Annotated in this window: 9 protein-coding genes; all 9 read left to right on the top strand. The window is 66.0% G+C overall.

The window, feature by feature from the left end; genetic code table 11:
- Nucleotides 1-47: 47 nt before the first annotated feature.
- The gene (locus tag ACFYNU_RS17905; RefSeq protein WP_356586751.1) at nucleotides 48-992 is read left to right on the top strand and encodes a hypothetical protein; all 945 of its coding nucleotides are present in this window, start codon (nucleotides 48-50) and stop codon (nucleotides 990-992) included.
- 304 nt (nucleotides 993-1,296) lie between these two features.
- Nucleotides 1,297-1,854 (top strand): 50S ribosomal protein L10, encoded by a 558-nt coding sequence (rplJ, locus tag ACFYNU_RS17910; protein WP_023539368.1) that lies wholly within the window; start codon nucleotides 1,297-1,299, stop codon nucleotides 1,852-1,854.
- 87 nt (nucleotides 1,855-1,941) lie between these two features.
- Nucleotides 1,942-2,325 carry a 50S ribosomal protein L7/L12 gene (gene rplL, locus ACFYNU_RS17915; protein WP_069627354.1) on the top strand — a complete coding sequence of 128 codons (384 nt, stop codon included), beginning with the start codon at nucleotides 1,942-1,944 and terminating at the stop codon, nucleotides 2,323-2,325.
- 577 nt (nucleotides 2,326-2,902) lie between these two features.
- Complete coding sequence (gene rpoB / locus ACFYNU_RS17920) at nucleotides 2,903-6,385, top strand: DNA-directed RNA polymerase subunit beta (RefSeq protein ID WP_356586754.1); 3,483 nt, start codon at nucleotides 2,903-2,905, stop codon at nucleotides 6,383-6,385.
- A gap of 100 nt (nucleotides 6,386-6,485) precedes the next feature.
- The gene (locus ACFYNU_RS17925; RefSeq protein WP_329076628.1) at nucleotides 6,486-10,391 is read left to right on the top strand and encodes a DNA-directed RNA polymerase subunit beta'; all 3,906 of its coding nucleotides are present in this window, start codon (nucleotides 6,486-6,488) and stop codon (nucleotides 10,389-10,391) included.
- Between the two features lie 317 nt (nucleotides 10,392-10,708).
- Nucleotides 10,709-11,080, top strand: coding sequence for a 30S ribosomal protein S12 (gene rpsL / locus ACFYNU_RS17930; RefSeq protein ID WP_003948652.1), 372 nt, complete (start codon nucleotides 10,709-10,711; stop codon nucleotides 11,078-11,080).
- Nucleotides 11,081-11,083: 3 nt separating this feature from the next.
- A complete protein-coding gene (gene rpsG, locus ACFYNU_RS17935) occupies nucleotides 11,084-11,554 on the top strand; it encodes a 30S ribosomal protein S7 (RefSeq protein WP_023539364.1) in 471 nt (156 codons plus the stop codon).
- A 38-nt stretch (nucleotides 11,555-11,592) separates the two neighbouring features.
- Nucleotides 11,593-13,722, top strand: a complete 2,130-nt coding sequence (gene fusA / locus ACFYNU_RS17940; RefSeq protein ID WP_356586757.1) for an elongation factor G — start codon at nucleotides 11,593-11,595, stop codon at nucleotides 13,720-13,722.
- Between the two features lie 166 nt (nucleotides 13,723-13,888).
- On the top strand, nucleotides 13,889-15,082 hold the full coding sequence (tuf, locus tag ACFYNU_RS17945; protein ID WP_069627353.1) for an elongation factor Tu: 1,194 nt from the start codon (nucleotides 13,889-13,891) through the stop codon (nucleotides 15,080-15,082).
- Nucleotides 15,083-15,106: the final 24 nt, after the last annotated feature.

A 15,106-nucleotide genomic window follows, 5' to 3' on the forward strand; every position in this document is an offset into this window, starting at 1 on the left:
TGCGTGCGTTACGGTTCGACCAGGAACATCGAAAAAAGGGGTGGGGTATGACCATGTCGGCATGGGGGCGCGTTGGCGTTTCGCTGACGGCTGTGGCCGTTGTGGCGGGTGCTGCCGGTTGTAGCGGTGACTCGGGCAAGAGTTCGGCCAAGGACGCGCCCAAGTCGCGTTCCGCGGTGACCGAGGTCCTGACGGCGGCGTACGAGAAGACGGCGGCGGCCAAGTCCGCCAAGGTCAGCATGACGATGTCGATGCCGCAGAGCATGGCGGGCGCCGCGGGGGGCGGCGACATGGAGATGACCGGCGTCATGGGCTGGGACCCCATGGTGATGGACATGACCATGTCCGGCTCCGCGATGCAGGCCGAGCCCGACGCCCCGGACAAGGTCCGGATGTTGTGGATCAAGAACGCGATGTACATGGACATGGGCGCCGAGGCGGCCAAGGACATGGACGGCAAGCGCTGGATGAAGCTGGACCTGGCGGCGGCTGCGGAGGCCTCGGGCGACCCGGCGGCCATGAAGGAGCTGACCGGCGGCCTGGAGAACATGAACCAGGACCCGGGCCAGCAGCTCGCGCTGCTCCTGGACTCGCCGAATGTGAAGCACGTCGGCTCCGAGAAGATCGACGGGGCCGAGGCGCAGCACTACAAGGGCACGCTCACGGTCGCCGAGGCGCTTGAGTCGAACGAGGGGCTCGACGTGCTCGGCGAGAAGGAGCGCAAGGACCTCCTCGCCACCATCGAGAAGTCCGGCATCGAGGGCTACGACATCGAGGTCTGGGTCAACGAGGACGACTACCCGGTGAAGATGAACGTCGGGATGGACAGCCCGCAGGGCGAGATGAAGGTCAGCGCCCGCTACAGCGACTACGGGGCCAAGGCCACCGTCGAGACGCCGCCGGCCGGGGACACCGTCGACCTGTTCGAGATGCTGGGCGACCTCGGCGCCGAGGCCGGCGCCACCGCCGGCGCGGACGGCTCCGGAGCCTGATCGGGCAGTGATCCACAAATACGGTCGCCGGGGCGGGTTTACGGCCCCGGCGACCGGATTTGCCTGCCGGTAACCACGTCACGTACTCTTCACTCGAAGCCAAAGACCGCTGGTCGTTGCCGTGCTCTCGCTAGAGGGTGGGCGACCGAAGGATCCGCTGGAAGCGGACGACCCGCGTAGGTGTTCGAGGAGAGTTCCCGGGTTCGTCCCGGTCGAGCCACGCCCCGCGCGCCTGCGCAGGGGCGTTTCGTCTTTTTCGGCCCCTTCTGAGCGGTCCTCATCACCCGGAAGGAGGCCGACGCTCATGGCAAGGCCCGACAAGGCTGCCGCGGTGGCCGAGCTGACGGAACAGTTCCGCAGCTCGAACGCCGCAGTGCTGACCGAGTACCGGGGTCTCACCGTGGCGCAGCTCAAGGAGCTGCGTCGTTCCCTCGGTGCGAACGCCCAGTACGCCGTGGTGAAGAACACGCTGACCAAGATCGCGGCCAACGAGGCCGGGATCAACACGCTGGACGACCTGTTCGCGGGTCCGACGGCGGTTGCCTTCGTCACCGGTGACCCGGTGGAGTCGGCGAAGGGTCTTCGTGACTTCGCCAAGGACAACCCCAACCTCGTCATCAAGGGCGGTGTCCTTGACGGCAAGGCGCTCAGCGCCGACGAGTTCAAGAAGCTCGCGGACCTCGAGTCCCGCGAGGTGCTGCTCGCCAAGGTGGCCGGTGGGATCAAGGCGTCGATGGCCAAGGCCGCGGCGACGTTCCAGGCCCCCCTGTCGGAGTTCGTCCGCACCGCGGACGCCCTTCGCGCCAAGGTCGAGCAGGGCGGTGCCGGTACGCCGGCTCCCGCCGAGGCCGACGCCGAGTAGTTCGGCGTCGCGTCGCAGCGGGCCCACCGTACGCCCGCCGTCACATAAACATCCGGCACCTGCCGAATTAGTGGAAGGACCGCCATCATGGCGAAGCTGTCCCAGGACGACCTGCTCAAGCAGTTCGAAGACCTGACCCTCATCGAGCTCTCCGACTTCGTCAAGGCGTTCGAGGAGAAGTTCGACGTCAAGGCCGCCGCTCCGGTCGCCGTCGCCGCCGCCGGTGGCGCTGCCGCCGCGGTCGAGGCCGAGGCCGAGCAGGACGAGTTCGACGTCATCCTCACGGGTGCCGGCGAGAAGAAGATCCAGGTCATCAAGGTCGTGCGTGAGCTGACCTCGCTGGGCCTCAAGGAGGCCAAGGACCTCGTGGACGGCGCCCCGAAGCCCGTCCTGGAGAAGGTCGCCAAGGAGGCCGCCGAGAAGGCTGCCGAGTCCCTCAAGGGCGCCGGCGCCTCCGTCGAGGTCAAGTGACCCCGTAGCACCCCGCTGACACCCGGCTCCCCGAGCCGGGTGCCGGCACCGCGCCGACGAGGCGCACAGCGTTGACGAGCAGGGCGGTCACCCGTACGGGTGACCGCCCTGCTCCGTCTCCGGGAGGGCTTCCTTGCTCTCCGCCGGGCTGCGAGTATGGTGATCATCGCCGTGCCTTCCGTACGACCGGTGACGATCCGTACGGGGCGGGGGGCCTTGACGAACCGCACGAGGCGCGCAATTCTCAGGACGCGTCGCCATATCGATCCGTTTCCGAGGCATGGATCGGCGACGAAGAGGGCAGGATCGATGTGCGCCTTACGGCGCGGGTCCGAACGCAGTTGAGACAAGGTGTTGAGAACAACGAGGGTCTTGCAAAACCCGGCCTGGACATCAGTGTGCCTAGTGGCTACACTGACCCTTTGCGCTGCCTGTTAGCTGCTCCCTGCCCGTCACCAGGGGCACCCCCATGCATGACATCGTCGGCTGACCTGGCCTTTCCTGGCCTGTCGTCCGGTGTGTCCAGCTCGGGACCGGTACGCGCGTAGTGAGTCCGAGCCCTCGGAAGGACCCCCTCTTGGCCGCCTCGCGCAACGCCTCGACCACGAATACGAACAACGGCGCCAGCACCGCCCCGCTGCGCATCTCCTTTGCAAAGATCAAGGAGCCTCTTGAGGTTCCGAACCTTCTCGCGCTGCAGACCGAGAGCTTCGACTGGCTGCTCGGCAATGCCATCTGGAAGGCGCGTGTCGAGGCAGCTCTTGAGAGCGGCCAGGACGTCCCCAGGAAGTCGGGTCTGGAGGAGATCTTCGAGGAGATCTCTCCGATCGAGGACTTCTCCGGGTCGATGTCGCTGACCTTCCGCGACCACCGCTTCGAGCCGCCCAAGAACTCGATCGACGAGTGCAAGGAGCGCGACTTCACGTACGCCGCCCCGCTCTTCGTCACCGCCGAGTTCACCAACAACGAGACCGGCGAGATCAAGTCCCAGACCGTCTTCATGGGCGACTTCCCGCTCATGACGGACAAGGGCACCTTCGTCATCAACGGCACCGAGCGTGTCGTGGTGACCCAGCTGGTGCGTTCGCCGGGTGTGTACTTCGACTCCTCGATCGACAAGACGTCCGACAAGGACATCTTCTCCTCCAAGATCATCCCGTCCCGGGGTGCCTGGCTGGAGATGGAGATCGACAAGCGCGACATGGTCGGTGTCCGTATCGACCGCAAGCGCAAGCAGTCGGTCACCGTTCTGCTCAAGGCTCTCGGTTGGACGACCGAGCAGATCCTGGAGGAGTTCGGCGAGTACGAGTCGATGCGCGCCACCCTGGAGAAGGACCACACCCAGGGCCAGGACGACGCGCTGCTCGACATCTACCGCAAGCTGCGTCCGGGCGAGCCCCCGACGCGCGAGGCGGCCCAGACGCTGCTCGAGAACCTCTACTTCAACCCCAAGCGCTACGACCTCGCGAAGGTCGGCCGCTACAAGGTGAACAAGAAGCTCGGCGCGGCGGAGCCGCTGGACGCCGGTGTGCTCACCACCGACGACATCATCGCCACGATCAAGTACCTGGTGAAGCTGCACGCCGGTGAGACCGAGACGGTCGGCGAGAGCGGCACCCAGATCCTGGTCGAGACCGACGACATCGACCACTTCGGCAACCGCCGTCTGCGCAACGTGGGCGAGCTCATCCAGAACCAGGTCCGTACGGGTCTGGCGAGGATGGAGCGCGTCGTGCGTGAGCGCATGACGACCCAGGACGTCGAGGCGATCACGCCGCAGACCCTGATCAACATCCGGCCGGTCGTCGCCTCCATCAAGGAGTTCTTCGGCACCAGCCAGCTGTCGCAGTTCATGGACCAGAACAACCCGCTGTCGGGTCTGACCCACAAGCGCCGGCTCAACGCGCTCGGCCCCGGTGGTCTGTCCCGTGAGCGGGCCGGCTTCGAGGTCCGTGACGTGCACCCCTCGCACTACGGCCGCATGTGTCCGATCGAGACCCCCGAAGGCCCGAACATCGGCCTGATCGGCTCGCTCGCGTCGTACGGCCGGGTCAACGCGTTCGGGTTCGTCGAGACCCCGTACCGCAAGGTCGTCGGCGGTGTCGTCACCGACGACGTCGACTACCTGACCGCCGACGAGGAGGACCGCTTCGTCATCGCGCAGGCCAACGCGACGCTGTCCGAGGAGATGCGGTTCACCGAGCCGCGCGTCCTCGTCCGCCGTCGTGGCGGCGAGGTCGACTACATCCCCGGTGACGACGTCGACTACATGGACGTCTCGCCGCGCCAGATGGTGTCGGTCGCGACCGCGATGATCCCGTTCCTGGAGCACGACGACGCCAACCGTGCCCTCATGGGCGCGAACATGATGCGTCAGGCCGTGCCCCTGATCACCTCCGAGGCGCCGCTCGTCGGCACCGGCATGGAGTACCGCTGCGCGGTCGACGCCGGTGACGTCATCAAGGCGGAGAAGGAGGGTGTGGTCCAGGAGGTCTCCGCGGACTACATCACCATCGCCAACGACGACGGCACGTACACCACGTACCGCATCGCCAAGTTCTCCCGCTCCAACCAGGGCACCTCCGTCAACCAGAAGGTCATCGTCTCCGAGGGTGACCGGGTCGTCGAGAACCAGGTGCTCGCCGACGGTCCCGCCACCGAGCGTGGCGAGATGGCGCTCGGCAAGAACCTCCTCGTGGCGTTCATGCCCTGGGAGGGCCACAACTACGAAGACGCGATCATCCTCAGCCAGCGGCTGGTCCAGGACGACGTCCTCTCCTCGATCCACATCGAGGAGCACGAGGTCGACGCCCGGGACACCAAGCTCGGCCCGGAGGAGATCACCCGGGACATCCCGAACGTCTCCGAAGAGGTCCTCGCGGACCTCGACGAGCGCGGCATCATCCGTATCGGTGCCGAGGTCACGGCCGGGGACATCCTCGTCGGCAAGGTCACGCCCAAGGGTGAGACCGAGCTGACGCCGGAGGAGCGTCTGCTCCGTGCGATCTTCGGTGAGAAGGCCCGTGAGGTCCGCGACACCTCGCTGAAGGTGCCGCACGGCGAGACCGGCAAGATCATCGGTGTCCGCGTCTTCGACCGCGAGGAGGGCGACGAGCTGCCTCCGGGCGTGAACCAGCTGGTCCGCGTCTACGTCGCCCAGAAGCGCAAGATCACCGACGGTGACAAGCTCGCCGGCCGGCACGGCAACAAGGGCGTCATCTCCAAGATCCTGCCGATCGAGGACATGCCGTTCCTCGAGGACGGCACCCCGGTCGACATCATCCTCAACCCGCTCGGCGTCCCGTCCCGGATGAACCCGGGACAGGTCCTTGAGATCCACCTCGGCTGGCTCGCCAGCCAGGGCTGGAAGGTCGAGGGCAGCGAGGACTGGATGGAGCGGCTGAAGGCCATCGGCGCCGACGACGTCGCCGCCGGTACCAACGTCGCCACCCCCGTCTTCGACGGCGCGCGCGAGGACGAGATCTCCGGACTCTTCGAGTCCACGATCCCGAACCGCGACGGCGAGCGGATGGTCAAGGGCTCCGGCAAGGCGCACCTGTTCGACGGCCGCTCCGGTGAGCCGTTCCCCGAGCCGGTGTCCATCGGCTACATGTACATCCTCAAGCTCCACCACCTGGTCGACGACAAGCTCCACGCCCGCTCGACCGGTCCGTACTCGATGATCACCCAGCAGCCGCTGGGTGGTAAGGCCCAGTTCGGTGGCCAGCGATTCGGCGAGATGGAGGTGTGGGCGCTTGAGGCGTACGGCGCCGCTTACGCCCTCCAGGAGCTGCTGACCATCAAGTCCGACGACGTGACCGGCCGCGTGAAGGTCTACGAGGCCATCGTCAAGGGCGAGAACATCCCCGAGCCCGGCATTCCCGAGTCCTTCAAGGTGCTCATCAAGGAAATGCAGTCCCTCTGCCTCAACGTGGAGGTGCTGTCCTCGGACGGCATGTCCATCGAGATGCGCGACACGGACGAGGACGTCTTCCGTGCGGCGGAGGAGCTCGGTATCGACCTGTCCCGGCGAGAGCCGAGCAGCGTCGAAGAGGTCTGACGGGTTGTCCGGCCGCTCCCGTCTCGGAGCGGCCGGCTCCTCCCGGGCCCCGTACAGACCATGATTTGAGACTCGACCCCGAAAGAGGGATTGACGACAAGTGCTCGACGTCAACTTCTTCGACGAGCTGCGGATCGGCCTCGCCACCGCGGACGACATCCGGACCTGGTCCCACGGCGAAGTGAAGAAGCCGGAGACCATCAACTACCGCACGCTCAAGCCCGAGAAGGACGGACTCTTCTGCGAGAAGATCTTCGGTCCTACCCGGGACTGGGAGTGCTACTGCGGCAAGTACAAGCGTGTCCGCTTCAAGGGCATCATCTGTGAGCGCTGTGGCGTCGAAGTCACGCGCGCCAAGGTGCGCCGTGAGCGGATGGGCCACATCGAGCTTGCCGCTCCCGTCACCCACATCTGGTACTTCAAGGGCGTTCCGTCCCGGCTGGGGTATCTGCTCGACCTCGCGCCGAAGGACCTCGAGAAGGTCATCTACTTCGCCGCGTACATGATCACGTTCGTGGACGAGGAGCGCCGTACGCGCGACCTGCCCTCGCTGGAGGCGCATGTCTCCGTCGAGCGTCAGCAGGTCGAGAACCGTCGTGACTCCGACCTCGAAGCCCGCGCCAAGAAGCTCGAGACCGACCTGGCCGAGCTGGAGGCCGAGGGCGCCAAGGCCGACGTGCGCCGCAAGGTGCGCGAAGGTGCCGAGCGTGAGATGAAGCAGCTGCGCGACCGTGCGCAGCGCGAGATCGACCGCCTCGACGAGGTGTGGAGCCGCTTCAAGAACCTCAAGGTCCAGGACCTGGAGGGCGACGAGCTGCTCTACCGCGAGCTGCGTGACCGCTTCGGCACGTACTTCGACGGCTCGATGGGCGCCGCGGCGCTCCAGAAGCGCCTGGAGTCCTTCGACCTGAACGAAGAGGCCGAGCGGCTCCGCGAGATCATCCGTACCGGCAAGGGCCAGAAGAAGACCCGCGCGCTCAAGCGCCTCAAGGTCGTCTCGGCGTTCCTCCAGACCAGCAACAGCCCCAAGGGCATGGTGCTGGACTGCGTGCCGGTGATCCCGCCGGACCTGCGTCCGATGGTGCAGCTGGACGGTGGCCGCTTCGCGACCTCCGACCTGAACGACCTGTACCGCCGTGTGATCAACCGCAACAACCGCCTCAAGCGTCTCCTTGACCTCGGTGCCCCCGAGATCATCGTGAACAACGAGAAGCGGATGCTCCAGGAGGCCGTCGACGCGCTGTTCGACAACGGCCGCCGCGGTCGCCCGGTCACCGGTCCCGGCAACCGGCCCCTGAAGTCCCTCAGCGACATGCTGAAGGGCAAGCAGGGCCGTTTCCGCCAGAACCTGCTCGGCAAGCGGGTCGACTACTCGGCCCGTTCCGTGATCGTCGTCGGACCGCAGCTCAAGCTGCACCAGTGCGGTCTGCCGAAGGCCATGGCGCTGGAGCTGTTCAAGCCGTTCGTGATGAAGCGCCTGGTGGACCTGAACCACGCGCAGAACATCAAGTCGGCCAAGCGCATGGTCGAGCGTGGCCGCACCGTCGTGTACGACGTCCTCGAAGAGGTCATCGCCGAGCACCCGGTGCTGCTGAACCGTGCCCCGACCCTGCACCGCCTCGGCATCCAGGCCTTCGAGCCCCAGCTGGTCGAGGGCAAGGCCATCCAGATCCACCCGCTCGTCTGCACCGCGTTCAACGCGGACTTCGACGGTGACCAGATGGCCGTCCACCTGCCGCTCTCCGCGGAGGCGCAGGCCGAGGCCCGCATCCTGATGCTGTCCTCGAACAACATCCTCAAGCCGGCCGACGGCCGCCCCGTCACCATGCCCACCCAGGACATGGTGCTCGGCCTCTTCTTCCTCACCACGGACGAGGAGGAGCGCGAAGTCATCGGCGAGGGCCGGTCCTTCGGCTCCAGCGCCGAGGCCACGATGGCATTCGACAACCGCGAGCTCTCGCTCCAGGCGAAGGTCGACATCCGCTTCCCGGTGGGCACCATCCCGCCGCGCGGCTGGACCCCGCCGCTGGGCGAGGACGGCGAGACGAACGCCGAGTGGCAGCAGGGCGACCCGTTCCGGCTGCGTACGACCCTGGGCCGCGCGCTCTTCAACGAGCTGCTGCCCGAGGACTACCCGTTCGTCGACTACTCGGTCGGCAAGAAGCAGCTCTCCGAGATCGTCAACGACCTCGCCGAGCGCTACCCCAAGGTCATCGTGGCGGCGACGCTCGACAACCTGAAGGCGGCCGGCTTCTTCTGGGCGACACGCTCCGGCGTGACCGTCGCCATCTCCGACGTCGTCGTGCCCGAGGCCAAGAAGGCCATCGTCAAGGGCTACGAGGAGCAGGACGAGAAGGTCCAGAAGCAGTACGAGCGCGGTCTGATCACCAAGGACGAGCGCACGCAGGAGCTCATCGCGATCTGGACCAAGGCGACCAACGAGGTCGCCGAGGCGATGAACGCGAACTTCCCGAAGACCAACCCCATCTTCATGATGGTGAATTCGGGTGCGCGCGGAAACATGATGCAGATGCGTCAGATCGCCGGTATGCGTGGTCTGGTGTCCAACGCCAAGAACGAGACGATTCCCCGTCCCATCAAGGCGTCGTTCCGTGAAGGCCTGTCCGTGCTGGAGTACTTCATCTCCACGCACGGTGCCCGTAAGGGTCTGGCCGACACCGCCCTGCGTACCGCCGACTCGGGTTACCTCACCCGTCGTCTGGTGGACGTCTCGCAGGACGTCATCATCCGCGAGGAGGACTGCGGCACCGACCGCGGCCTCAAGCTGCGGATCGCCGAGCGCGGCGCCGACGGTGTCCTGCGCAAGGCGGAGGACGTCGAGACGTCCGTGTACGCGCGGATGCTCGCCGAGGACGTCGTCGTGGACGGCAAGGTCATCGCGCCGGCCAACGTCGACCTGGGCGATGTCCTGATCGACGCGGTCGTCGCCGCGGGCGTCGAGGAGGTCAAGACCCGCTCGGTCCTGACCTGTGAGTCCGCGGTCGGTACCTGCGCCTTCTGCTACGGCCGTTCGCTGGCCACCGGCAAGCTGGTCGACATCGGTGAGGCGGTCGGCATCATCGCCGCCCAGTCCATCGGTGAGCCCGGCACCCAGCTGACGATGCGTACCTTCCACACCGGTGGTGTGGCGGGCGACGACATCACGCAGGGTCTGCCGCGTGTCGTCGAGCTCTTCGAGGCCCGTACGCCCAAGGGTGTCGCGCCGATCTCCGAGGCCGCGGGCTCCGTCCGCATCGAGGAGACCGAGAAGACGAAGAAGCTCGTCGTCACCCCGGACGACGGAAGCGAGGAGACGCCGTTCCCGATCTCCAAGCGCGCCCGTCTCCTCGTGGGCGACGGTGACCGCGTCGAGGTGGGCCAGAAGCTCACCGTGGGTGCCACCAACCCGCACGACGTGCTGCGCATCCTCGGACAGCGCGCGGTCCAGGTCCACCTGGTCGGCGAGGTCCAGAAGGTCTACAACTCGCAGGGCGTGTCGATCCACGACAAGCACATCGAGATCATCATCCGGCAGATGCTGCGCCGTGTGACGATCATCGAGTCCGGCGACGCGGAACTGCTGCCGGGCGAGCTCGTCGAGCGCTCGAAGTTCGAGACCGAGAACCGTCGTGTGGTCACGGAAGGCGGCCACCCGGCCTCCGGCCGTCCGCAGCTGATGGGTATCACCAAGGCCTCGCTGGCCACCGAGTCGTGGCTGTCGGCGGCGTCCTTCCAGGAGACGACCAGGGTCCTGACCGACGCGGCGATCAACGCCAAGTCGGACTCCCTGATCGGCCTCAAGGAGAACGTCATCATCGGAAAGCTCATCCCGGCGGGTACGGGTCTCTCCCGCTACCGCAACATCCGGGTGGAGCCGACCGAGGAGGCCAAGGCCGCGATGTACTCGGCCGTCGGCTACGACGACATCGACTACTCGCCGTTCGGCACGGGCTCCGGCCAGGCGGTCCCGCTGGAGGACTACGACTACGGTCCGTACAACCAGTAGGAACTGAGCGCGTCCGACGGGCGGTCACCCCGGTGGGGGTGGCCGCCCGTCGGCCGTGTGCGAGCGGGCCGAAACCAGGTGCGGCGCATCTTTTTTGACCGGAGTCGATGAGGTAGGTACGCTCAGACCTTGTGCCTGGGGTGTGCCTGGGCTCCTGTGCGTGTCCTCAACCGCATGGCGAGTCCGTACAGAGGCCACCGTGATCTGCGCTTTTCCCGCCTCCAGCGGGATCTTGCAGTATCCGACACACCCGACCGCGTGGGTCGGCGAGTGTTTCAGGTTAGTTTTACTAACGGCACACAGAAACCGGAGAAGTAGTGCCTACGATCCAGCAGCTGGTCCGGAAGGGCCGGCAGGACAAGGTCGAGAAGAACAAGACGCCTGCCCTTGAGGGTTCCCCTCAGCGCCGCGGCGTCTGCACGCGTGTGTTCACGACCACCCCGAAGAAGCCCAACTCCGCTCTGCGGAAGGTCGCGCGTGTGCGTCTGACCTCCGGTATCGAGGTCACGGCTTACATTCCGGGTGAGGGACACAACTTGCAGGAGCACTCCATCGTGCTCGTGCGTGGTGGCCGTGTGAAGGACCTGCCGGGTGTTCGCTACAAGATCATCCGCGGTTCGCTGGACACCCAGGGTGTCAAGAACCGCAAGCAGGCCCGCAGCCGCTACGGCGCCAAGAAGGAGAAGTAAACAATGCCTCGTAAGGGCCCTGCCCCGAAGCGCCCGGTCATCATCGACCCGGTCTACGGTTCTCCTCTTGTCACGTCGCTGATCAACAAGCTTCTGCTCAACGGCAAGCGTTCCACCGCCGAGCGGATCGTCTACGGCGCCATGGAAGGCCTCCGCGAGAAGACCGGCAACGACCCGGTCATCACGCTGAAGCGCGCGCTTGAGAACGTCAAGCCGTCTCTTGAGGTCAAGTCCCGCCGCGTCGGCGGCGCCACCTACCAGGTGCCGATCGAGGTCAAGCCCGGTCGCGCCTCCACCCTCGCGCTGCGCTGGCTGGTCGGTTACTCCCGCGCCCGTCGCGAGAAGACCATGACCGAGCGCCTCATGAACGAACTGCTCGACGCCTCCAACGGCCTCGGCGCTTCGGTCAAGAAGCGTGAGGACACGCACAAGATGGCCGAGTCCAACAAGGCCTTCGCGCACTACCGCTGGTAGTCAGCGCCCACATCGAGACCGAGAGAAGATTGAGCCTTATGGCCACCACTTCGCTTGACCTGGCCAAGGTCCGCAACATTGGGATCATGGCCCACATCGACGCGGGCAAGACGACCACCACAGAGCGGATCCTGTTCTACACCGGTGTGAGCTACAAGATCGGTGAAGTCCACGACGGCGCAGCCACGATGGACTGGATGGAGCAGGAGCAGGAGCGCGGCATCACGATCACGTCTGCCGCGACGACCTGTCACTGGCCGCTCGACGATGTCGATCACACGATCAACATCATCGACACCCCGGGTCACGTCGACTTCACCGTCGAGGTGGAGCGTTCGCTCCGCGTCCTCGACGGCGCTGTCACCGTGTTCGACGGCGTGGCTGGCGTCGAGCCCCAGTCCGAGACCGTATGGCGTCAGGCGGACCGCTACGGCGTGCCGCGTATCTGCTTCGTCAACAAGCTCGACCGGACCGGCGCGGAGTTCCACCGCTGCGTCGACATGATCTCGGACCGCCTCGGCGCGGTTCCGATCGTCATGCAGCTTCCGATCGGTGCCGAGATGGACTTCAAGGGCGTCGTCGACCTCGTGTCGATGAAGGCCTTCGTCTGGTCCGCCGAGGCCACCAAGGGCGAGATGTACGACGTCGTCGACATCCCGGACACCCACACGGAGGCCGCCGAGGAATGGCGCGGCAAGCTCCTTGAGGTCGTGTCCGAGAACGACGACGAGATGATGGAGCTGTACCTGGAGGGCCAGGAGCCCACCGAGGAGCAGCTGCACGCGGCGATCCGCCGTATCACGCTCGCCTCCAAGGGCGCGGCCGACTCCGTCACCGTCACGCCTGTCTTCTGTGGAACCGCGTTCAAGAACAAGGGCGTTCAGCCCCTGCTCGACGCGGTCGTGCGCTACCTGCCCTCCCCCCTCGACGTCGACGCCATCGAAGGCCACGACGTCAAGGACCCGGAGCAGGTCATCAAGCGCCGCCCGTCCGACGACGAGCCCTTCGCCGGGCTCGCCTTCAAGATCGCGAGCGACCCGCACCTGGGCAAGCTCACCTTCGTCCGGATCTACTCCGGTCGCCTGACGGCCGGCACCGCGGTGCTGAACTCCGTGAAGGGCAAGAAGGAGCGCATCGGCAAGATCTACCGTATGCACGCGAACAAGCGTGAGGAGATCGAGTCGGTGGGCGCCGGCGACATCGTCGCCGTCATGGGCCTGAAGCAGACCACCACCGGTGAGACGCTGAGCGACGACAAGAACCCGGTGATCCTGGAGTCCATGGACTTCCCGGCGCCGGTCATCGAGGTCGCGATCGAGCCCAAGTCCAAGGGTGACCAGGAGCGTCTGGGTGTCGCCATCCAGCGCCTCGCGGAGGAGGACCCCTCCTTCCAGGTTCACTCGGACGAGGAGACCGGCCAGACCATCATCGGTGGTATGGGCGAGCTTCACCTCGAAGTGCTTGTCGACCGCATGAAGCGCGAGTTCCGCGTGGAGGCGAATGTCGGTAAGCCGCAGGTCGCTTACCGTGAGACGATCCGCAAGACCGTCGAGCGTATCGACTACACGCACAAGAAGCAGACCGGTGGTACCGGCCAGTTCGCGAAGGTGCAGATCGCGTTGGAGCCCATCGAGGGCGGCGACGCGACCTACGAGTTCGTGAACAAGGTGACCGGTGGCCGTATCCCCCGTGAGTACATCCCCTCGGTGGACGCGGGCGCGCAGGAGGCCATGCAGTTCGGCATCCTGGCCGGCTACGAGATGGTGGGCGTGCGCGTCACCCTTCTCGACGGTGGCTACCACGAGGTCGACTCCTCGGAGCTCGCCTTCAAGATCGCCGGTTCGCAGGCGTTCAAGGACGGTGCCCGCAGGGCGTCGCCCGTACTCCTCGAGCCGATGATGTCCGTCGAGGTCACCACGCCCGAGGACTACATGGGCGATGTCATCGGCGACCTCAACTCACGTCGTGGCCAGATCCAGGCCATGGAGGAGCGCCACGGCGCTCGTCTCGTGAAGGGCCTCGTGCCTCTCTCGGAGATGTTCGGCTACGTCGGAGACCTCCGCAGCAAGACCTCGGGTCGCGCAAGCTACTCGATGCAGTTCGACTCCTACGCCGAGGTTCCCCGGAACGTCGCCGAGGAGATCATCGCGAAGGCCAAGGGCGAGTAGCTCTTCCCGAGCACGCTTTAGGCTTGTCACCGGCAAGCCCTGGGGCCGTCGGACACCGCGTACGGGAAACCGTGCGAGGTGCCCGGTGCCCCGGGCCCCGGCATCCCAGCAAAGATCACCTGGCGCCGATGAGTAAGGCGTACAGAACCACTCCAGGAGGACCCCAGTGGCGAAGGCGAAGTTCGAGCGGACTAAGCCGCACGTCAACATCGGCACCATCGGTCACATCGACCACGGTAAGACGACCCTCACGGCCGCCATTACCAAGGTGCTGCATGACGCGTACCCGGACCTGAACGAGGCCTCGGCCTTCGACCAGATCGACAAGGCTCCCGAGGAGCGCCAGCGCGGTATCACCATCTCCATCGCGCACGTCGAGTACCAGACGGAGTCGCGTCACTACGCGCACGTCGACTGCCCCGGTCACGCGGACTACATCAAGAACATGATCACGGGTGCGGCGCAGATGGACGGCGCCATCCTCGTGGTCGCCGCGACCGACGGCCCGATGCCGCAGACCAAGGAGCACGTGCTCCTGGCCCGCCAGGTCGGCGTGCCGTACATCGTCGTCGCGCTGAACAAGGCCGACATGGTGGACGACGAGGAGATCCTCGAGCTCGTCGAGCTCGAGGTCCGTGAGCTCCTCTCCGAGTACGAGTTCCCGGGCGACGACCTGCCGGTCGTCAAGGTCTCGGCGCTCAAGGCGCTCGAAGGCGACAAGGAGTGGGGCCAGACCGTCCTCGACCTGATGAAGGCCGTCGACGAGTCCATCCCGCAGCCTGAGCGTGACGTCGAGAAGCCGTTCCTCATGCCCATCGAGGACGTCTTCACGATCACCGGCCGTGGCACGGTCGTCACCGGTCGTATCGAGCGTGGTGTGCTCAAGGTCAACGAGACCGTCGACATCGTCGGTATCAAGACCGAGAAGACCACCACCACGGTCACCGGCATCGAGATGTTCCGCAAGCTGCTCGACGAGGGCCAGGCCGGTGAGAACGTCGGTCTGCTCCTCCGTGGCATCAAGCGCGAGGATGTCGAGCGCGGCCAGGTCATCATCAAGCCCGGTTCGGTCACGCCGCACACCGAGTTCGAGGCCCAGTCCTACATCCTGTCGAAGGACGAGGGTGGTCGTCACACCCCCTTCTTCAACAACTACCGCCCGCAGTTCTACTTCCGTACGACTGACGTGACCGGCGTCGTTACCCTCCCCGAGGGCACCGAGATGGTCATGCCGGGCGACAACACCCTCATGACGGTCTCGCTGATTCAGCCGGTCGCCATGGAGGAGGGCCTGAAGTTCGCCATCCGTGAGGGTGGCCGGACCGTGGGCGCCGGCCAGGTCACCAAGATCAGCAAGTAGTACTCGCTGATCGGACCTGGTAGC

The organism is Streptomyces sp. NPDC006643 (assembly GCF_042870175.1).
Classification (GTDB): domain Bacteria; phylum Actinomycetota; class Actinomycetes; order Streptomycetales; family Streptomycetaceae; genus Streptomyces.